The 20,319-nt window shown below is 68.0% G+C and carries 20 protein-coding genes; 1 reads left to right on the top strand and 19 read right to left on the bottom strand.

Going from position 1 to position 20,319, the window contains the following annotated elements:
• Genes fliP through fliE form a run of 12 tightly spaced genes read right to left on the bottom strand, consistent with a single transcriptional unit; the run spans window position 1 to window position 9,549 of the window.
• On the bottom strand, window positions 1–813 hold the full coding sequence (fliP, locus tag C7I55_RS13930) for a flagellar type III secretion system pore protein FliP (RefSeq protein ID WP_106513577.1): 813 nt from the start codon (window positions 811–813) through the stop codon (window positions 1–3).
• A complete protein-coding gene (locus C7I55_RS13925; RefSeq protein WP_199192829.1) occupies window positions 806–1,084 on the bottom strand; it encodes a flagellar biosynthetic protein FliO in 279 nt (92 codons plus the stop codon). The genes fliP and C7I55_RS13925 overlap by 8 nt, the downstream gene beginning before the upstream one ends.
• Window positions 1,081–1,401 (bottom strand): flagellar motor switch protein FliN, encoded by a 321-nt coding sequence (gene fliN, locus C7I55_RS13920; protein WP_106513576.1) that lies wholly within the window; start codon window positions 1,399–1,401, stop codon window positions 1,081–1,083. Before fliN ends, C7I55_RS13925 begins: the two co-directional genes overlap by 4 nt.
• The gene (locus tag C7I55_RS13915) at window positions 1,398–2,327 is read right to left on the bottom strand and encodes a flagellar motor switch protein FliM (RefSeq protein ID WP_106513575.1); all 930 of its coding nucleotides are present in this window, start codon (window positions 2,325–2,327) and stop codon (window positions 1,398–1,400) included. Before C7I55_RS13915 ends, fliN begins: the two co-directional genes overlap by 4 nt.
• On the bottom strand, window positions 2,324–2,896 hold the full coding sequence (locus C7I55_RS13910; protein WP_106513574.1) for a flagellar basal body-associated FliL family protein: 573 nt from the start codon (window positions 2,894–2,896) through the stop codon (window positions 2,324–2,326). The genes C7I55_RS13915 and C7I55_RS13910 overlap by 4 nt, the downstream gene beginning before the upstream one ends.
• Window positions 2,897–2,910: 14 nt before the next feature.
• Window positions 2,911–4,095: a flagellar hook-length control protein FliK gene (locus C7I55_RS13905; RefSeq protein ID WP_106513573.1), complete on the bottom strand. Its 1,185-nt coding sequence runs from the start codon at window positions 4,093–4,095 to the stop codon at window positions 2,911–2,913.
• Window positions 4,092–4,517, bottom strand: coding sequence for a hypothetical protein (locus tag C7I55_RS13900; protein ID WP_106513572.1), 426 nt, complete (start codon window positions 4,515–4,517; stop codon window positions 4,092–4,094). The genes C7I55_RS13905 and C7I55_RS13900 overlap by 4 nt, the downstream gene beginning before the upstream one ends.
• On the bottom strand, window positions 4,514–5,845 hold the full coding sequence (locus C7I55_RS13895) for a FliI/YscN family ATPase (protein WP_106513571.1): 1,332 nt from the start codon (window positions 5,843–5,845) through the stop codon (window positions 4,514–4,516). Before C7I55_RS13895 ends, C7I55_RS13900 begins: the two co-directional genes overlap by 4 nt.
• Entirely contained in the window at window positions 5,842–6,459 is a 618-nt protein-coding gene (locus C7I55_RS13890) for a FliH/SctL family protein (RefSeq protein ID WP_106513570.1), read from the bottom strand. Before C7I55_RS13890 ends, C7I55_RS13895 begins: the two co-directional genes overlap by 4 nt.
• Window positions 6,452–7,495 (bottom strand): flagellar motor switch protein FliG, encoded by a 1,044-nt coding sequence (fliG, locus tag C7I55_RS13885; protein WP_106513569.1) that lies wholly within the window; start codon window positions 7,493–7,495, stop codon window positions 6,452–6,454. The genes C7I55_RS13890 and fliG overlap by 8 nt, the downstream gene beginning before the upstream one ends.
• Complete coding sequence (gene fliF / locus C7I55_RS13880; protein ID WP_106513568.1) at window positions 7,488–9,200, bottom strand: flagellar basal-body MS-ring/collar protein FliF; 1,713 nt, start codon at window positions 9,198–9,200, stop codon at window positions 7,488–7,490. Before fliF ends, fliG begins: the two co-directional genes overlap by 8 nt.
• Before the next feature lies 1 nt (window position 9,201).
• On the bottom strand, window positions 9,202–9,549 hold the full coding sequence (fliE, locus tag C7I55_RS13875) for a flagellar hook-basal body complex protein FliE (protein ID WP_106513567.1): 348 nt from the start codon (window positions 9,547–9,549) through the stop codon (window positions 9,202–9,204).
• A 289-nt stretch (window positions 9,550–9,838) separates the two neighbouring features.
• Between fliE and C7I55_RS13870 the strand changes: the two genes are divergently transcribed.
• Window positions 9,839–10,666 carry a flagellin N-terminal helical domain-containing protein gene (locus tag C7I55_RS13870; RefSeq protein WP_106513566.1) on the top strand — a complete coding sequence of 276 codons (828 nt, stop codon included), beginning with the start codon at window positions 9,839–9,841 and terminating at the stop codon, window positions 10,664–10,666.
• A 52-nt stretch (window positions 10,667–10,718) separates the two neighbouring features.
• Here the strand turns inward: C7I55_RS13870 and C7I55_RS13865 are convergent, their stop codons facing one another.
• From C7I55_RS13865 to C7I55_RS13835, 7 genes are all read right to left on the bottom strand, one after another.
• A complete protein-coding gene (locus tag C7I55_RS13865) occupies window positions 10,719–12,794 on the bottom strand; it encodes an acyltransferase family protein (RefSeq protein ID WP_106513565.1) in 2,076 nt (691 codons plus the stop codon).
• 106 nt (window positions 12,795–12,900) lie between these two features.
• Window positions 12,901–13,317: a GtrA family protein gene (locus C7I55_RS13860; RefSeq protein WP_106513564.1), complete on the bottom strand. Its 417-nt coding sequence runs from the start codon at window positions 13,315–13,317 to the stop codon at window positions 12,901–12,903.
• Window positions 13,318–13,398: 81 nt separating this feature from the next.
• Complete coding sequence (locus C7I55_RS13855) at window positions 13,399–14,217, bottom strand: class I SAM-dependent methyltransferase (protein ID WP_106513563.1); 819 nt, start codon at window positions 14,215–14,217, stop codon at window positions 13,399–13,401.
• The gene (locus C7I55_RS13850) at window positions 14,217–16,574 is read right to left on the bottom strand and encodes a hydrolase (protein WP_146151024.1); all 2,358 of its coding nucleotides are present in this window, start codon (window positions 16,572–16,574) and stop codon (window positions 14,217–14,219) included. Before C7I55_RS13850 ends, C7I55_RS13855 begins: the two co-directional genes overlap by 1 nt.
• Window positions 16,575–16,690: 116 nt before the next feature.
• Window positions 16,691–17,425, bottom strand: coding sequence for a sigma-70 family RNA polymerase sigma factor (locus C7I55_RS13845; protein WP_408640606.1), 735 nt, complete (start codon window positions 17,423–17,425; stop codon window positions 16,691–16,693).
• Window positions 17,425–19,530 (bottom strand): flagellar biosynthesis protein FlhA, encoded by a 2,106-nt coding sequence (gene flhA / locus C7I55_RS13840; protein WP_106513561.1) that lies wholly within the window; start codon window positions 19,528–19,530, stop codon window positions 17,425–17,427. The genes C7I55_RS13845 and flhA overlap by 1 nt, the downstream gene beginning before the upstream one ends.
• A gap of 4 nt (window positions 19,531–19,534) precedes the next feature.
• Window positions 19,535–20,317: a transglycosylase SLT domain-containing protein gene (locus tag C7I55_RS13835; protein WP_106513560.1), complete on the bottom strand. Its 783-nt coding sequence runs from the start codon at window positions 20,315–20,317 to the stop codon at window positions 19,535–19,537.
• Between the last annotated feature and the right edge of the window lie 2 nt (window positions 20,318–20,319).

Below are 20,319 nucleotides of genomic sequence, written 5' to 3'. Positions count from 1 at the left end.
TCAGGTCCCGAACGAGGCGGCGAGCGAGCCCATCGTCAGGGCCCAGCCGTCGACCAGCACGAACAGCAGCAATTTGAACGGCATCGACACGATCGTCGGCGACAGCATCATCATGCCGAGCGCCATCAGGGTCGAGGCGACAACCAGGTCGATAATCAGGAACGGCAGGAAGATCAGGAAGCCGATCTGGAACGCGGTCTTGAGCTCGCTGGTGACGAAGGCCGGCAGCAGGATCGAGAACGGCACGTCCGCAGGCTTGGCGAAGGGCTTGGCCTTGGCGAGATCGGCGAACAATTTCAGGTCTGTCTCGCGAGTCTGGGTGATCATGAAGCCGTGGAGGACGGTGCCCGAGCGGCTGACTGCCTCCTCGATCGAGATCTGCCCGTCGCCATAAGGCGTATAGGCACTGGCATTCACCTGATCGATTACCGGCCGCATGATGAACAGCGACAGGAACAGTGCCAGTCCGACCAGCACCTGATTGGGCGGAGTCTGCTGCAGGCCGAGCGCCTGCCGAAGGATCGAGAGGACGATGATAATCCGGGTGAAGCTGGTCATCATCAGCAGCAGCGACGGAAGCACCGTCAGCAGGCTCATCAGCAGCAGGATCTGCAGCGACAGCGACAGCGGCTTGCCGTCGCCGGCGATCGTTGACACCGCCCGATCGAGCGCGCCCGCCTGTCCCGCCGCGGCTTGCCCGGGGGTCAACTGAACGGCCGCTTGGGTGGCCTGCTGCGCAAGCGCCGGTTCGGCGATCAGGCATGCCGCGGCACCGGCTGCCAGCAGCAGTGCGAGCTGGACGGACTTACGCATCGCCCGCCGCTCCCGGCGCCATGCTTTCGGACAGCAATTGCACGCCGCCGGCGCGGGTAACCGCGACGAGCAGGCGCTTGTCGGCGAAATCGACGACGGCAAGCCGGCCGGTCGCGCCGAGCGGCACCGCGTCGACCAGCTTGACCAGCCGCTCGCGCTGGCCGAGCGCCATCCCGGGCTGCACCTTGCGCCACATCCACAGCGCCGCGAAGGCCATGCCGCCGACCAGCGGCACCAGCAGCAGCAGCTTCAATATGTAGGCGGTCATCATATCCGGCGTTCGATCCCGGCGAGGCGCGCATCGGCGGCGATCACGTCGACGACGCGGATCCCGAAGCGGCCGTTGACCGTCACCACCTCGCCCTTGGCGACCAGCGTGCCGTTGACCATGATGTCGAGCAGTTCGTGGGCCTGGCGATCGAGCTCGACGACGCTGCCTTCGGCGAGGTCCATCAGCTCGGAGAGGCGAAGCGCGGTGCTTCCGACCTCGACCGAGACGCGCAACGGGATGTCGGCAAGCATGCGGTAGTTGCGGCCCGGCGCGTCCGCTTCGATGACGGTCGCTTCGATGGTCTGCGTGTCGCTCATTGCACTGTCCCCCTGCCCTCGACATGTTCGATCTGGATGGCCGCCCGCCCGTCCTGCTCGCCGATCCGCCCCACCGCGATCTCGCGGCCGGAGACGAGCAGCGGCACCAGCTGCGGCATGCTGATCGGGATCACGTCGCCCGGCTTCAGCGAAAGCAATTCGGCAACCGACAAGGTCGGGCGGGCGAGCACGCTGCGGGCCTGCAGCCGGACTTCGCCGAGCGCTGCCGAGATCCGCTCCCGCCACTCGCTGCCGGTCATCCCGGTGTCGTCGTGGATCTTGACGGAGAGATTGGCTTCGACCGCCCGCAGCGCCGCCGACGGATAGAGGATGTCGATCGCGCAGGGGCGCCGCGGCCCGAGGGCGACGGTGAAGCGGGCGATCGCGACCGGTTCGTCGCCGGCAACCAGGCCGGCATGGCCGATATTGGTCTCGCGGGAGCTCAGCTGCGCTTTCACCGGTATCACCTCCGACCACATTTCCGTCAGGGTATCGACCAGGGCTTCCGACAGGCGCGTCAGCAGCCTCTCCTCGGTAGGCGAGAATTCCTTAACAAGCCGTTCACCATAAATTCCCGGGCCGCCGTAGAAGGCGTCGACTAGGCGGCCGACCAGTTCAGGATCGATCGAAACCAGCACGCCGCCTTTCAGCGGACGGAAGCGGTACAGGCTGACGCTGGTGAATTCGGGCTGGTCGGCCTTCCATGCGTCGAAGCGGCGCAGCACGATCGGCTCGGCCGTGACTCGCGGCTTGATCCGCGAGATCGGCTCCAGGCGTTGGCGCAGACGCCTTGCGGCGCGCTCGTTCATCCGGTCGAGCGCCGGCAGCGCGGCGAGCGGCCGCGCCGCGTCCGCACCGAAGCTGAACGGGATCGCGCCCGTGTCCCGGGTGGCCGCGCCGCGGCTGCGGGTCGAGGACACGCTCATTGAATGACGAAGTTCGTGAAATAGACGTCGTCGATGCCGCCAAAGCCTTCCTTGGCTTTCAGCACATCGTTGATCGCGCCGCGCAGGGCGCCCTTCAAACGCTCCTTCCCTGGCGCGCTCGACAATGCGGCCGCGTCCTGCTCGGCGAGCGTGGTCAGCACGGCCGATCGGATCGCCATCTCGTGAAGCTTTACATGCTCGACGACCCGCGCGTCGTAATAGGTCGCGACACCGAGCCCGATCTGGACGAAGCCGTCGCCGCCGCTGAGATTGGCGGTGAGGCTATCGGCGAGCGGATAATAAGTCGGCTCGAACTTCGATCCGTCGACCTTCTTCTCGCCGGTCGGCGATGCGTAACGCGCGATCTCGCTTGCGGGCGTGCCGCTGCGCGGGACCAGATGCGGCACATCGGGCGCCGGCGGACCATGGTTGCCGCCGAACAGGCTGCCGGTCGTCGCGTAGAGCGCGGCACCGGCGCTGCCGCCGCCCAGCGCCACCAGCCCTGCGCCGAGCAACAGGATTTTCCTGGCCTTAGTCTTCTTGCCGGCCGCCTCTTGCTTGTCGCTCATCCGTCCATCCGTCCTCACGCATAAAGCTCGGACCCGCGCGCTGTCGGTTTTCCGTCGCTTGTCCGCTCTTCCTGCAAGAGCCGGGCCGTTCTGGGCGGGGCCTGTTCGAAAAGCTGCTGACGATGGCGTTGATCGGCAGATCCCTGCTGGCTGGACAGGTCGACATGGGCTTCCGAAATGCGCACGCCCTGTGCGCGCGCCTCGGCGACCAGACGGGGCTGCGCATCGGCGATGATCGTCCGCGCCGCCTCGGTGTCGGTGGTCAGACGGATCGCGGCGCCGCCTCTGTCGGGCGTGATCTCGACATGCAGGCTGCCGAGCGTCTCGGGGTTGAGGCGGAAGCGCAGCGGCCCCGCCTCCCCCGCGCTGCGGGCGATATCGCGGGCAAGCTGATCGAGCCACTCTCCGTCCTGCGCCAGATCGAGCTGCCGCTCGATCGCCACGGCCTCGGCGGTTGCTTCTGGCGCGGCAAGCGGCTGCGACACATCCAACGCCGGCGCGGTGAGCTGCGGGGCGAAGGTCGGTGTGGCGACGATCGGCGCAAGAGTGTCGATGGGAGGCGGCAGCGGCTTTCCGGCGGTCGGCCGTTCCCGGGCGGGCAATGCGGGGCGCACACCCGGCTCGTCGAGCAACGGCGCAAGCGCCCGGAGCAAATGCTGCGCGCCGTCCCCCTTGCCATTCGAGGGTGAGAGGGTCGGCGGCGGCAGCGGGGCCTTCATCGCGGGGGATCGTGCCTCGCCTTCGATCTGGACCTGGGCGTCGCCAGGCTGATCGGTCGCAGGCTTGAGCGGTGTCGGTGTCGCAGCGATCGAAATCGGCTGCGGCACCGACGGATCGGGAACCGGCGAACCCGCGGGCGTGGTGGAGTCAGGATCCGGATCTTGTTCCTGTTCGGCCGGTTCCGAGCCTTCGCCCGCCCGATCCATCTGCGCCTTGAGACTGCGCGGGGTTGCCATCGCCAGAAGCTGCTGGGCTGCGGCGACAGGGTCGGTCTCAGGCAATGGCGGCGCATCGGCGGCAACGCTCTCGACCGGCAGCACGGCGCCAGGCAGCGCGGGGGTCGGCAGCACGGGAACTGCCATGGCGAAATCGAGCGCGGCGATGATCTTGGTGAAGGCCTCGCCGTCGCAAGCCGCCGACAATGGGGCCACGACGCCATCCGGCGGAGCCGAGGCAGCCGGGGTCGGGCCCGTGATCATTCCGCATCTCCGTCGGATTTGCGCAGGCGCGGGCGGAGCCGTGCCGTCCTCCGCGTCTCGGCCTGGTGCCGCGCGGCACGGGCTGCGCTGCGTTCGAGTTTCTCGGCGCTCTCCTGGTCGCGCCGTGCACTGAGTCGCGCGCGTTCGCGAAGCGTCGATGCGGCGCGGGCGCTCTGGATGGTGAGGGTCAGGCTGTGCCGCGCGGCCTCGAGGCGCATCGCAAGTTCGCCGCGGCCTGCAAGCGACGCGCCCGACGTGACGCCCTGATTGGCCTGCATGCCGCGGCGCATCTCGCCGAGACGGGAGTCATTCCCCTCCAGCATTTGGACGTGGGCGCTGGCCTTGGCGGCGGTTGCGGCGGCGAGGCCGTGCTGAAGCCGGCGCACGCGGGCGATCCGCCCTCTCTGCTCGATCTGGCTCATCCGCCGAACGCCTCGATCAGCGTGTCGACCGAGGACGCGAACTCGATCCGTTCACCGGCGCCCTGCCGCAGGAAGCCGAGGATTTCGGGCCGTCGGACGATCGCCTCGTCGATCACCGGATCGGTGCCCGGCGCATAGGCGCCCATCAGGATCAGGTCCCGATTTTCCTCGAACGCCGCCCAAAGCCGGCGCAGGGCCATGGCCGCAGCCGCATGATCGGGCGGCACGATGTCGGCCATAACGCGGCTGAGGGAGCGGCCGACGTCGATCGCCGGATAGATGCCCTGCTCCGCGATCGACCGCGACAGGATGATATGCCCGTCGACGATCGCCCGCGCGGCATCGACGATCGGATCGTCATTGTCGTCGCCGTCGGCAAGCACGGTGTACAAAGCGGTGATCGATCCGCCCGTGCGACTGTCCGCACCGGCGCGCTCGACAAGCCGGGGAATGAGGCCGAGCGCCGAAGGCGGATAACCCTTCACCGTCGGCGGCTCGCCGAGCGACAGCCCGATCTCGCGCTGGGCATGCGCCACCCGGGTCAGGCTGTCGATCAGCAGCAGGACCCTCAGGCCCTTCGACCGGAAATATTCCGCAATGGCCGTAGCCCGCATTGCAGCGCGGAGACGCAGCAAGGGCGCATGATCGGCCGGCACCGCGACGACCACCGATTTCCGGCGCGCCGGCGGCGGCAGCTTGGTGGCGAGGAAATCGCTGACTTCGCGGCTGCGCTCCCCGATCAGGCCGACGACGATGACGTCCGCTTCGGCGCCGGCGATCATCTGGCCCATCAGCACCGATTTCCCGACGCCCGATCCGGCGATGATCGCGACACGCTGGCCGACCCCCGCGGTCAGCAGCGCATTGACCGCGCGGACGCCGATGTCGAACCTTTCGGTGACCCGGGCGCGGTCGAGCGGATTGCCCTGACGCCCCGCGATCGGCCAGCGTTCCGCGGACGCGATCGTGCCGAGCCCGTCGAGCGGCTCGCCCATCGCATCGATCACGCGGCCGAGCAGGGCGAGACCGACGCCGACACAGCCGCCGGAGGCATCGGGCTCGACCCGCGCGCCATTGGCGTGGGCGCCGTGACCGTCCAGCGACATCAGAAGGGTCTTGGCGCCGCGGAAGCCGACCACTTCCGCACGCGTCGAGTGGCCGTCGGCGGTGATCACCCGGGCGCCGGATCCGACGGGACGAGCAAAGCCGGTGGCTTCCATCATCAGCCCGTCGAAGGCGGCGAGACGGCCGATCTGCCGCGGGCGGTCCTCGCCGGCGTCGACATAGGCGAGCAAGGCGGCGGCACGATCGGCAAGGCCCGGGCTCACGCCGCCGCTCCCATCCGGTCGAGCTCGGCGCGGAGCCGCTCCAGGCGGATCGACGGGCCATCCTCGATCCAGCCCTGGCCGGTCTCGAGCACGATCCCGCCGCGCTCGATGCAAGCGTCGGCGACGATCTCGACCGGTATGCGTGCCGTTTCGATCAGCGGCAGATCCTGCGGATGGACACGCAGCCGTGCCGGCCCGCTTTCCTCGCCGATCAGGGCCGCGGCCGCGGCGGCGCGGAGATTGAGCAGGTCGCGGTCGATGTCGACACTGCCGACGATCTGACGCACCAGCCGCTCGACCGTCTCCGCCAGAAGCAGGGCCAGCGCATTGGTCCGCTCCGGACGGAGCGTCTCCAGGCTTTCGGCCAGCCGGACGAGCATGTCGCGCTCGGCCGCGAATTCCGTCTCGACCGCGCGGCGCCCTTCGGCCCAGCCTTCGGCGAAAGCGTCGGCGCGGATCGTGTCGACATCGAAGTCGATCGGCCCCGCCGGATCGCCCTCGTCCTCCGCCATATCGCAGCCCCACGGCGTGAAGCTCTGCACCCGCCGATCGAGCGCGAACGTGCCGACCGCGAGCGCCTCCCCGGCGCAATGCGTCGACCACAGGTTAGACATAGTCTTCGCCCCGTCCGCTGAGCATGATCGTCCCCGCGTCCGCGAGCCGGCGTGCGACGGCGAGCACCGATTTCTGTGCGTCGATGACTTCGGCGAGACGCATCGGTCCGCGCGCCTCCATCTCGTCGCGGATGCTGTCGGCGGCGCGGCTGGACATGCAGCGGAACATCTTTTCGCGAAGCGTCTCGTCGGCACCCTTGAGCGCGACGACCAACGCCTCGCTCTCGATGTTGCGCAGCAAGGTGCCGAGATTCTTCTCGTCCAGTTCGGCGAGATTATCGAAGATGAACATTTCGTCCTCGATTGTCTGGGCAAGCTTGCGATCGACCTTGGCAAGCTGCCGGATGATGCGCTGGTCGGTGCCGGGCCGCGTATTGTTCATGATCCGGGCGGCCTCGGCCGCCCCGCCGCGCGCCGTTGCCGGAGTCGACGAAGTGCGAGCGACTTCACGCACCAGGATCCGCTCCAGCTCTTCCAGCGCATCCGCAGTCACCGTCTCGAGCGTCGCGACCCGGTGGATGACGTCGGACTGCGCGTCCGGCGGCAGCAATTGCAGGACATCCGCCGCCATCGGGGACTCGAGATGGGCGAGCACCAACGCCGCGATTTGGGGATGCTCATGCTCGATCAGGGCAACGATCGTCCGCGCGTCCATCCAGCGCAAGGAATCGAGGGCGCGACTGTCGGTCGGCGGGGTGATCCGGGCGAGTACGGTCTCCGCGCGTTCGGGACCGAGCGCCTGCTCCATCACCGCCCGGATCCGCGGCGCCGCGCCGAACCCGATCGTGGTGCGCGCGCGGGCACGGCCGAGGAAGAGATCGAACACGCTCTCCACCTGCTCCTCGCTGACGTCGGCGACGTTGAACATGGCGGCGCCGAGATGCTGAACCTCCTGCGGATCGAGCCGGCTGAGCACGTCGGCGGCTTCGTCGTCGCCGAGCAGCATCAGCAGGATCGCCGCCGCCTCGCTCCCGTCCACCTTGGCCTTGGCGGGAGCCTCCTGGTTCCCCGGCGCAGCGAGTGCGGTCTCAGCCATGTCGGTGGTCTCCATCCTTGCCGTCGGCGCGGATCAGATCGCGCACGACCAAGGCCGCGCGCGCGGGGTCCTGGCGCACGAAATTGCGAATGAGCGCCGCGCGCGCCTCGTAGCTGCGGGCGGCCTCGATCATCTCCAGCGTCACCTTGGTGTCGGGATCGCGCTGCGCGCGCTCGGCAATCGCATCGGCGATCTCGCCGCGCACCGCGTTGCGGCCGGCGGCCTGCGCTTCGGCACGCCTGGCGAGCGCGGCATTGCTGCGCTTCAGCAGCGGCTTGCCGATCCCGAACACGAACAGAAGCACCACGGCGAGCGCGGTCACGTTGCGCGCGGCCATCGCCACCCATCCTGCTTCCCACCAGGCCGGCGCATCCGTCGCCGACGGTGCGAAAGCACGGGCGGTGAGCGCGACCATGTCGCCACGACCGCCGTTGAAGCCGACCGCACCCTTGACCAGTTTCTCGAGCGCGGCGACCTCCTGGGCGCTGCGCGGCGCGGCGCCGTCGGGATTCTTGAGCGCAACGGCGACCGACAGGCGCTTGACCTGACCGATCTGCTGGCGGGTGACCGAGACCTCGCGGCCGACCGCGTAGGAGCGATTGTAATTCTCTTCGCGCTTGGTGCCGGCGGCATTGGCCGGATCGGGCGCCCCCGGAGCGATCGGGGTGATCGCGCCGTTCGGCGCTGCGGTGACTTCGGCAGCGGTCGGCGGCTGGTTGGAGAGCGCGCCCGGGATGCCGCCGGCGGTCGGCTCGGCGGCATCGACAGTCGTCGCGCCTTCCTCGCTGCGCACGGTGCTCGCTTCCTTGGGGAAGCCCTCGCGTGTTGCCTGGGTCTCCGAGAAATCAACCTCGGCGTGGACCTGCGCGGTGAAGTTGCCCGCGCCCACGATCGGAGTCAGCAACGTCTCCAGCGCCTGGCGGTAGCGCTCCTCGATCTTGGCCTGCACGGCGACCTGGCGCTCGGTCTCGCTCGAGACCCCGCCGTCATTCCGGTTCGACAGCAATTGGCCGTTCTGGTCGGCGACCGAAACGCCGTCGGGCGACATGCCCGGCACTGACGAGGCGACGAGATGCACGATCGCCTGGACCTGCTGGTCGCTCAGCGACCGGCCGGAGGTCAGCGTCAGCATCACCGACGCCGCGGGCTTGGAGCGTTCGCGCAGGAAGGCGCTCGGCGCTTCCACCGCGAGGTGGACCCGCGCGGTCTCGACGGTATCGATCGCCTCGATGGTGCGCGCGAGATCGAGCTCCCGGGCCGAGCGAAGCCGCTCGCCTTCGACGGCGCGGCTCGATCCGAGCGGAAGATCGGCGATCGCCTGCGCACCGTCGGGCGCGCTCTTCGGCAGGCCCTGCGCGGCGAGCAGCATCTTGGCCTGGTGATATTCGTCTTCCGAGACGGTGATCGTGCCGCTGGTCTTGTCGAGCCCGTAGGCGATGCCGCCGCTCTTCAGCGCCTCGACCACGGCGCCTTTCTCCTCGTCGGCGAGGCCGCGCATGAGGTCGCGCTGCGGCGCGGCGCTGACCGCCATCCAGATCAAGGCGGCGATCGCGATCAGCGCGACCAGGCCGAGCGCCGGCAGGCTTTTGGCGACCGCCGGCTGGGCGGCGAAGCCGCGAAACTGCGCAATCGTGTTGGCGATGAACGGGCTGGCCTTCGCGCCCGTAGGCGCAAGGGCCCGGCTTGCAGTGAGGTCGGTGCTCATATCAGACCGGCATGCTCATGATATCCTTGTACGCGCTCAGCAGCTTGTTCCTGACCTGCATGGTCGCTTCGAAGCCGATCGAGGCCTGCTGGCGGGACAGCATGACGGCGGCGATGTCGGTGACCTCGCCGCGCTCATAGGCTTCGCTGATCGCCGACGACTGGCTCTGGAGATCGTTGACCTGGGCGAGCGCGCTCTTCATCGCGTCGCCGAAGCCGTTCGGCTTGGCGTCCAGCGCCTCGCCGATCCCGCCGGGAGCGCCGGCCCCGGCAGCACGCTGAAGCGCGCTGTTCTGCTCGATGATCGCCGTTCGCATCGCGAGCAGCCGATTGCTGTCGATCGCATTCATGGAAACTCGCAATCGCCCCCTTCGCCGTCCTTCGGCTCGACCGATTGGTAGCAAGGAGCGTGCCACACAGAAAAAGGTGGCGGGTGCACGGCAGCCGCCGGGAAATCTCTCTACGCGCGCGTCGGATATTTGACGTCCGGCCGCCGGCCGCGGTTCTGCCCCTCTGCTGCGGCGTCGAGGAGCCGACGCAGAAAACCCGCGATTAAAGGTCCGTCGGGGCGTGCCGTTACTGGTTTCGTGGCAGCCACGGAAACAGGCCGCCGGGATAGAGCGGGAAAGGAATCCTCACATGATCATCAACACCAATTCGGCGGCGCTCCGTGCGCAGAATGGCAGCCGGCTCGCCAATGACGCGCTCAGCACCGCGATGGAGCGGCTGTCGAGCGGCCGGCGCATCAACAGCGCCAAGGACGATGCCGCCGGGCTCGCCATCGCCAGCAAGATGACGTCGCAGATCCGCGGCATGAACCAGGCCGTGCGCAACTCCAACGACGGCATCTCCTTCGCCCAGACGGCGGAAGGCGCGCTCAACGAAGTCACGAACATGCTGCAGCGGGTCCGCGAGCTTGCGGTGCAAAGCGCCTCGGGCACCTATTCGGCCTCCGATCGCACCAATCTCAACGCCGAAGTCACCGAACTCAAGGCGCAGATCACCAACGTGCTCGCCACCACCGAGTTCAACGGCAGCCGCATCTTCAACTCGGGCAGCGGCGCGACCTACACGGCGCAGGCCGGCAACGTCTCGATCCAGACCGGCTCCAACTCGAGCGACACGGTGGCGATCACCTTCACCGCACTGACCGATCTCGCCGCCGCGACGGCGGTCGACACCGCCGCCAACGCCACCACGGCGATGGGCAATGTCGACACGGCGCTCGGCAATGTGGCGACCACCCGGGCCAAGCTCGGCGCCGCGCAGAGCCGCATGGAATCGATCGTCAACAACCTCACCAACAACGTCACCAACCTGTCGGATGCACGGTCTCGCATCGAGGATGCCGATTACGGGCAGGAGACGACCAACCTCGCCAAGGCGCAGATCCTCAGCCAGGCCAGCCAGGCGATGCTCGCCCAGGCGAACCAGAGCCAGCAAGGTGTGTTGAGCCTGCTTCGTTAAGCAGGAGCGTACCCCCCCAAGGAGCCCGGCGCGGAGGCATCCGCGCCGGGCTTTATCGTGTCTGCCCTTGGTCAGCCTGGCTGACCCAATTCGCCTTGGGTCTGCTCCGCGCCCCTTCGATCGCGCGTACGAATGCTGGATAGAGCAACTGATTGGCCTCGTCGGTGACGTGATCGCCGTCCCCGTAGAGCGTCCGCTCACCGAGGCGAGCGCCGCATCGGATCCCGGGACACAGGATCGGCAGCGGATCGAACAGGACGACGTTCGGCATCGCGCCGGCAAGGCGCTGCATTTCGTCGATCACGGGAGCGCGCATCCGCTCGATCGCAGCGCGATCGATTTCCAGACCGCCGCGGCAAATCGGATTGCTGCGGTTGAACCAGTCGGAGCAACGATAGGGAATGCTGGGCAGCACCGGCTTGGGCGCTTCGAACACCAGTATGACGCCTCGGTTCGCCATCCTCCGCAGAAAGACGAGGATCTCGGTCTCGTTCTTCCGAAACGCAGAGCCCGGACGTATCGGGATCTGCGCGGCCTGACCCTGGCCTCGCGCAAGCCGGCGAATGCGCAGGCCGGGCATGAACAGTATGTCTCCGCGCCTCAGCGTTCGGTCGAGTTCCTGGGCGACATTTTTCCTGAATTGTCGGCAACGGGTCGTGTCGCGGGCATCCCAGATCACAGGTGGAAAGCTGCAGCCGGAGCGGTCGTAGATTGCGGCCGCGACGCGCTTGCGGGCGGAATATTGCTCCGCGAGGCTGAGGTACGAGCGCGCATGAGAATCGCCGACGACGAACAATCGCACTCCCAAGCCTTCTTCGCTACAAAGCGGCGACACCGTTCGGACGGCTCCGCCATGGAACGATTGCTCGTCCCGCCGGACCGCGCATCGGCTCGGGGACGGACCGCCATACAGCTTGGCAGGGTCCATCCTGCTGAGAGTCAGCGCGCTCGCCTGCGAGAATAGCAGAAGGATGGTCCCTGCTGAGAAAAGGATCGCCGTCAGACCCGCTGCGATCACCCGACCAGGTGTTTCCGCGGCGACGTGCCGGATGCGACGAAACGGCCGTTCCACGACCGTATAGGACAGCATCCCCGTCACCAGTGTCAGCGCCAGCGAAAGGAGTGGTGCAGCGACACCCTCCAGTCCGATCGTCCAGCGGAACAGCACGAACACCGGCCAATGCCAGAGATAGAGAGAATAAGAACGCTCGCCGATCCACACCGCCGCTGCACTCCCCAGAATGCGGTTCGACGACAGACCCGCGTCGGCGGACGCGATCGCGGCGATCACAGCCGCACTGACGCCTGCCACGATTCCGGACCGCAGCCATCCCTCGCCGCCGGGCAAGAGCATGACCGCCAGAAGGCACGCCGTTCCGAACAGGATCAGCGCAGACCGCGCTGCGGGCCGCACTGCGGCGAGGCGCGGCTGCCAATGATCGCTCGTCAACGCCAGGATGACGCCGAAACCCAGCTCCCAGAACCGCGTCGGCATCAGGTAGAAGGCCGCCTTCGGCGCGGAAAGCCGAAGCAGGAAGCACGCCGCCAGCGACGTGGCCGTCACGCCGATCAGCGCCAGCACTATTCTGCGTCGATCGACGTCCCGCCCACCGCGCGCCCATAGCCAAATCAGGATTGGACACACGAGATAGAATTGCTCCTCCACACCAAGGCTCCAGGTGTGGACGAACGGGTGCAGGTCCGCCGAGGCCCCGAAATAGCCTAGCCCCGTGCGTGCAAGCACGATGTTGGCGCCGCCGACCGTGGCACCGAGCGCGACCGCACGGCTGTCGGTCAGGATCGTGATCATCGGCGCGAACAGCAGCGATGCCAGGACCGCGGTGACGAGCATCACGAGCAGCGCCGGCAGCAAGCGGAGGATGCGCCGCGCGTAAAAGGCGCCGAGTGCATGTGCGAGCCGATCCGGCGGGCGCCTCGCCAGGGCGCCGGTGACGACGAACCCCGAGATGACGAAGAATATGTCGACCCCGGCGTAGCCGCCCGGAAGCAGCGCCGGCCGCAAATGGTAGACGATCACGGCCAGCACGGCGATGGCGCGCAAGCCCTCGATCGCCGGGATGCGCGTGGCCCGGTCCGCGGTCTGTGCTGCCTGATTCGTACTCAGCATGCCGACGGGTAACCGACGCTGCCGAGTTGGTCGACCGCAGGGTTTCGGCGCGTCTGCTCGCGAACGTCCGGGCTGGAACGGTCCGGTGAGCGTCCCGCGTGGTGCCTCAGCCGAATACCCAGCGGCGGTGTATCGCGTAGGTGAGCAGCGGCGTCACCGTCCCGCACGGGATCAGCGCCAGCCAGGTCGGCCCGTGCAACGGACCAGTGATGATCCAGGTGAAGAGGGTGTTGAGAACCATGCCGCCGCCCTGAAAGAGGAAGAACCGGTCCGCCCGACCCTGGACGGGCGCAACGGAGCCTGGCTCCCGGAAGCTCCACCGTCTGTGCAGCATGAAGCCCAAAGCTGCCGCAGCGACGAACGCGGGCGGCACTGCCCCAGCCGCCCAGCTTCGCGGCAGCAGGGCGGCGAGGCCGAGGAAGATCGCCGAGTAGACGACCGACGAAAGTCCGCCGGCGATCCCGTAGCGGACGAGTTGCGACGATGGGATGCTCCTGCCCGAGCCTCGGTGCGCCGCGGACATTGGCCCGCAAGCTGGTGAGGTCGATCACCCGGGCTACCGCGAAGAGGCGCGGATTGCTCCGCGCCTGCATCTTGGTTTGCCTTACGCCGCCGCGGCGCTGTCCTGCCAGTCGAGCACCGCGAGATAATTGGCGAGCCGGTTCTGCTCCAGCGTGTGCAGCAGCTTGCTGTCATGCCAAGGGATCACACGTTCGGCCAAGGCTTCGCTCCACTCGGCGTCCATCGCGAACAGGATGCCGAGCCCGAACACGGCCGGGATCTCAGCGAAGCAGAGCGTCTCTCCCGCCGCGCGTTTCTCCTCGACGAAATCCTCGACCGCGGTCAGCACGCCGTTGCGCGGGCCGCCTTCGTAGAGCGCCATCGCGAACTGACCCATGCCGCGGAAGCCGCGCCCCGGCAGCAAGGCCGGGAAGCCGGGGATAACGCCCCCGTCGAAGTCGTAGGGGTGGCGGAAGGCCTCGGGTATGCGGTCCGGCGCATAATACATGTCGCGGCGTGCCGCCGGCCAGGCGACGTCGTGGAGGAAGGCGAGCATCGGCTTGTCGTCGGCCTTGCAGCGCGCATCGACGGCCTTCAGTTCGTGATAGACGGTGAACCAATTGTGATCGCCGTCGATCACCCAGGCATCGACCCCGCCGACATCGTCGAAGGCGGCAAGACTCGGCTTGGCGACGTGGCGCACGTGCTTATGTTCGCCGACCCAGTCGCAGAAGGCCTGTTTGGGCGCAGGATCGATGCTGGTCAGCCGCCCACCCGCCGCCTGCGCATGTTCGGCGAGCAGGAACGACATGCCGCCATGTTCGGCGCCGATCTCGACGATCTCCTTCGCCCCGGCAAGGGACAGCGCATCGAGGATGATCTCGGAGAATTCGGACATCGAGTGGATCAGCAGATCGGACATCAGGCAGCCTTTCTGAGCGCGTCCGCCGAACGGCGGACGATCGGGCGGAAGGTGATTGCGAGAAGGTGCGGTTCGCGTGCTGTTTGCGGCAGCGGCGGCGCAAGCATCAGCGCGTCAGCGCTGCAGCGAAAGAGCCCCTCGCCTTCCTCGTTCATGCCCTCGAAGAGTGCAGGCGCTGGGATCGGCGTGGCCTTGTCCTCGCCCGGCCGCGGCGTGAAGCGCCGGACCGGGTAGAAAGCGGCTTCCTCGATCTGCAGCCAGTCGCAGAGGACGCCGAACTGGACGCCGACGGCGTAATCGCCGCCGCCGACCGGAATGGTGGCGAGATAGTAGCCGTCATGGGTGCGGTGCGCCTCGACCTCGATCAGCGTCTGCGAGCGATCGTCGGCGACGATCACCGGCAAGGTCAGGCCGCCGGCTTCGAAATCGGTCGCGCGCAGTTCCAGACCGAAGCGGACGGCGCTGAACAAAGCGAGGTTGAGCGGCAAGCCCTGCGGCTGCAGCTCGCCGGGCAGATGAAGGCGCTTGTTACCGGAAAGATAGAAGAGCCCGCGGCGGCGGAGGCCGTCGGCGGCCTCGTCGGTGTCGAGCAGGCGCACCGTCTCGCTGGTGCCGAGATTGACGTCATGTTCGAACGCCGAGAAGATCTCGACCTCGTCGGCGCTTGGCATGAACAGCAATCGTGCGAGGCACGCCGCCGCCGCATCCCGGCGGCTTCGGGCATCGTCCGATGCGGCCGGCCTTGAGACGCCCCGCCCGGCGGTGTTGGCGAAGGCGAGACACCCGTCCTGGATGCGGTCGCGGATATTGTTCTGGGTCGCCTTGAGATCGCCGCCGCGGCGGATCGCCTCTCCTTTGGGGCCGTAATCGACGACCGAGCCTTGCGGGACGGTGCAGAGCTGCTCGATCAGCGCGACCGGCCCGCTGAGCGCGTGCAGCGCGCCCATGTCGTAGTGGCGGTGATCGAGATAGCCCTTCTTGTCGAGGCCGGTCTGCTGCTCCTCGCGGAGCAGGAGATAGCGACCGCTGACGTCGAGGCCGTAGCGGGCGCGCAGCACCGGCTCGAGCACATCCTGGGCGGTGCCGTTATAGCCGAGATCGATCAGCATCACCGCGTCGCCGCGTTCGACACCGGCTGCTTCGAGATGGCCGAACAGGCGGTCGGCGAAGGCTTCGGCGCGTTCGCGCGTACGTCCGAGCGCTTTCGGCTGAAGCATCGTCCGGATGAACGCGGCCCGTCCATCGCGGACGATCCTGTCGCGCTCGTGCCTGGGGATGCCGAGCTGTCCGGCCATCACTTCGGCGGTGACGCTGTCTTCCTGGACGCAGAGATAATCGCGAATGGCCTGCGCGCGCAGGAAACCGGCGCGGCGGGCGGTGAAGCGGCTGATCTCGACCGCGGCGGCGGCACCGCCGAGCGCCTCGAACACGCGGTGCGGAAGATGGCCGTCGCGCAGCAGGAAGAGCGGCTTGACCGCCCGGCCGAGCCGCGCGCTGTCCGCGTCGATCTCGTCCCCGAGCCAGCGGCAGAAACCGTGCAGGATCGGCCCCAGCACATTGTGGCCGAGCGCCCAGGTGCGGTCGTCGTGATCGGCCAGCGAGACCATCGGCCGGTGTGGCTGAAAAGCGGGCGATGTCCGGCGCACCCGCGGCTGCAGCATCGTTGCGGCGGCCGCCTCCATGCGCAGGCGCTGCTCGGCGGCCGCATCGAACTGGATGAAGTGGACGGCGTTGATGCCGATCCTGCCCGGCGCGTCCTGGTCGGCGGCCTTGTTGTCGCCGACATGCAGGATCGCCGACGCTGGCACGGGCAGTTCCGGCAGAATACGCTCGAACAGGCCGAGCGACTTCGGCACGCCATAGGCCGACGAACAGAAGATCCGGCCGACCATCGCGGCGATCTCATCGCCGGCGGCGGACGCGATCAGCGCACGCAACTGGTCGGCATCGAGATAGGTGTCGCTGACGACGATCACCTCCAGGCCACGTCTCTGCGCATCCCGGATGAGCTCGACGACGGGCGCGAAGGCGTAGCAATGCCGCGCCTCTGCCTCGAGCTCGCGCGCGATCGCGGCATCGATCTCGCCGTCCGCGGCGAAGGGATGGAGGTTGCGATAGATTTCCCGCAGCGTCACTTCGTGACGCCCCTCGGCCGCGAGCGCATGCCGCCGGGCGAGGATCTCCGCCTGCGTGCGCGACCAGATACCGCCGCCGGGAATCGGCAGATCGGCGAATATGTCGATCGGCGCCTGGACGTTGCGCCAGACGAGCGTGTCGAAACAGTCGAGCGACAGCATGCCGATGCCTGGCGGCGCGCGGTCGAGGAGCCCGGCAAGTTCGGCGGCTCTGGCGGACATCTGCATCGTCTCTCCTTTGAGCATCGGGCGGGATCAGGATCGCGCTCGATGCTCCGTGTTTGTTGTCGCATCGCTGGAGCCGAAAACCGGCAACCACGCTTCGGCGCGATGCTGGATCAGGCGAAGGCGCCGAGCCGGCCGCGCAATGTGTCGAGTGCGGCCTTCTTGATCTGGCACACTCGGGCGGCACCGATGCCGAGCGTCTGGCCGATCTCCTCCAGGTTCATTTCCTCGACGAAGTAGAGCTGGAGGACGATCGCCTCGCGCTCCGGCAGGGTGCCGATCGCCCCGGCCAGCGCGGCCTGCAGGTCCTCGCGTTCCAGCGCCGCGTCGGCGCGCTCCTCGACGTCTGCGAACCACATCGAATGTTCGGAATAGACGTCGTCGATCGATTCATGGCGCACCGCTTCGCTGGCATCGGCGAGCGCGCGGAACGCCGCCGCGTCGAGGCCCATCTCCGCCGCGATCTCCGCCTCTGTCGCCTCGCGGCCGACGCGGCTTTCGATCTTCGCCCGCGCCGCGCCGATCTGCTTGCGGCGGGTCATCGCCGAGCGGCAGAGCGTCGCCTGCCGGCGAAGATGATCGATCATTGCGCCGCGGATCCGCATCGTCGCATAGGTTGCGAAGGCATGGCCGCGATCCTCGAATGCATTGGCCGCTTCGACCAGGGCGATCATGCCGATCTGGATGAGATCCTCGACCTCGATCGCGCTCGAAACACGGCCGTGGACATGCCATGCGATCTTGCGGACCAGGGGCATGTGCGCGCGCGCCAGTGTCTCGGGCGACTTGCGTGCCGGCACCCGCGCGTACGTCATCGCGCCGGCGGCTTCATGGCTGAAGGCGTGCATCAGGACTCCACTCCAGCGGTCAGGGCACGGGCCGCCTGCGGGCTACCGCCGACGACCGCGATCACTTCAACCGGCTTGCCGTCGGGGATTTCAAGGAAGGAGAGCACCGGCACGTCCGGCAGATGCGGCGCGAGCAGGCGCGACAAGGTCCGGCGGGCGATCGGCGAAGTGACCAAAGCGATCCGCCGGGCTTCGGCGAGATGCGGCGCGGCAACGTCGGCGATCGCGCCGACGAGCCGCTGGGCAAGGCCCGGCTCGATCGGGTGGTTGGCTTCCTTGCCGGCACGAACCGCCTGGCTCACCAGCGTCTCGAGCTCGGCGTCGAGCGTCAGCACCGGCAACGGCATCCGTGCCGGCGCGATCGTCTGCACGATCAGGCCGCCGATGCGCTGGCGCACACTCTCGACCAGCTGGACCGGGTCCGTCTCCTCGCGGGCGGCGTCGACCATCGCTTCGGCGATCCGGCGAAAATCCTTGAGCGGGATGCCCTCGGCGAGCAGCGACCGGCACAGTGCCGCGATCATCGCCAGCGGCAAAGGTGCCGGGGTCAGATTCTGCACGAGCTGCGGCGCATTCTCCTTGAGCGCGTCGAGCAGTTTCTGGGCCTCGTCCATGCCGAACATCTCGGCGGCGCAGGATTGCACGATCTGGTTCAGATGGGTGGCGATCACCGTCGCCGGATCGACCACCGTATAGCCGGCGACGACCGCATCGGCGCGCCGCTCGGGCGCAATCCAGACGGCGTCCAGGCCAAAGGTCGGATCCTTGACGGCGCGACCGGGCACCCGTTCCAGCACGTCGCCACTGTCGAGCGCGAGCAGTTCCTCGGGCCAGATCTCGTCTTCGGCGCAGATCACGCCCGAGACGATGATCCGGTAATGATTGGGCCCGAGCGCGAGATTGTCGCGGACCCGGACCAGCGGTACGACAAAGCCGAGCTCCCGCGACAGCTGGCGGCGTATGCCGGTGATCCGGCCCATCAGCGGCGCGCCCTTGCGTTCGTCGACGAGCCCGATGACGCCGTACCCGAGCTCCAGCCCCAGGGCGGCGCCGTCGCTGACTTCGTCCCAGCCGATCGCGGCCGGATTGGGCGGCGGTGCGGCATCGGCCTCGATCTCCGGCGCCGGCGGTCCGTGGCGAAGCTTCCAGGCGACGAAGCCGGCAAGCGCCGCGGCCGGCAGGATAACGAGATGCGGCATGCCGGGCAGCACACCCAGGATGAACAGGATGGCGGCAACTGGGGTCCAGACCTTGGCCGAGCTGAATTGGCTGCTGATCTGCCCGGAGAGGTCGAGCGGTGAATTGACGCGGGTGACGATCGAGGCGGCCGCGATCGACAGCAGCAGAGCGGGAACCTGGGCGACGAGTGCATCGCCGATCGCAAGCAGCACGTAAGTCGACGCCGCCTCGTGGATGGAAAGGCCGTGACTCAATGTGCCGAGCACCAGCCCGCCGAGAATGTTGATCACCAGGATCAGCACGCCCGCGACCGCATCGCCCTTCACGAACTTGGATGCGCCGTCCATCGAGCCGTAGAAATCGGCTTCGGTCGCGACTTCCTGGCGGCGGAGCTTGGCCTCGTCGGGTGTCAGCAGACCCGCATTGAGATCGGCGTCGATTGCCATCTGCTTGCCCGGCATGGCATCGAGGGTGAAGCGCGCCGAAACCTCCGACACCCGCCCCGCGCCCTTGGTGATGACGACGAGATTGATGATCATCAGGATCCCGAAGACGAAGAGGCCGACCGCATAATCGCCGCCGATCAGGAAACTGCCGAAGGCCTCGATGACATGGCCGGCCGCCGCCGATCCTTCGTGGCCGTTGACCAGCACGACCCGCGTCGAGGCGACGTTCAGCGCCAGCCGCAGCAGGGTCGCGAACAGCAACACGGTCGGGAAAGACGAGAAATCGAGCGGCCGCGCCGCGTTCAGCGCCACCATCAGGATGGCGAGGCTGATCATGATGTTGGCGATGAAGCCGACGTCAAGCAGCGTCGCCGGCACCGGCACCACCATCAAGGCGACCAGCATCAGGGTCGCGAACGGGAGGACCGCGCCGCGCCCCGCGCTCAACCAGACTTTGCGATTGACGGCGTGCACGGACATGGCCTCAGCCCCCCAGCTCGGCGAGCATCAGATACGCCAGCCGCGCATAAGCCGGCGACGGACCGACCACCGGCTGCGCCGGCGTCTCCAGCGTAGCCATGCGCATGGCGGTGATGCTGTCTTGGGTGTCACGCGGCGGCGCCGGCGGCAGCGATCCGCCGGTGCCCCCGAGCTTGGCGGCGAAGCGCTCGCGGATCTCGGCGAAGCTGCGGGCGCTGCCGTCGCGGCGATAGAAGATCGCGCGGTTTGCGCGCGCGGCCGCCGGAAGGATGGAGGCGGCGCTGCCGTCCGGATCGGCGTCATGGCCGCGCAGAAATTTCGACGCGCCGCCGGCGCCCAGGAAATGGGCGAGATAGAGATCGACCGATTCCATCGGCCGCCCGATCTTGCGCTCGAGATACTGCTGGTTGTCCGACGCGAACTCGGCGGCCATCGCGGAGGCCGCTTCGGGATCCCTGCGCAGATCGAGGATCGCCCGGCGGGTCGCCGGGTCGGCGACCTGGTAACGCCCGCCGCTGGCCCTGATCGCGTCGGCCGCCCAGCCGAGCCCGTGCTTCGCACCATGCTTCTCGACGGTGGCGAGCCAGGTCTGATCGATAAACTGGAAGAGCCCGGTCGCACTCGACGTGCGCGCCTTGGCGTTGGGATTGAAGCCGCTCTCGATCCGCGCCTGGCCGAGCAGGTACTGGAAGTCGACGCCCGTCCGGGCGGCGGCCTGCTGGATCGCGGCGCCGACGCCTTCGCGCCCGCCACTCGTCCAGCTTTGCCGTATCGCCGTCGAATTCATGA

This window comes from Allosphingosinicella deserti (genome assembly GCF_003012735.1).
Taxonomy (GTDB): domain Bacteria; phylum Pseudomonadota; class Alphaproteobacteria; order Sphingomonadales; family Sphingomonadaceae; genus Allosphingosinicella; species Allosphingosinicella deserti.
The sequence above is the reverse complement of the archived record's forward strand: the minus strand, read 5'-3'. Positions and strand labels throughout refer to the sequence as shown.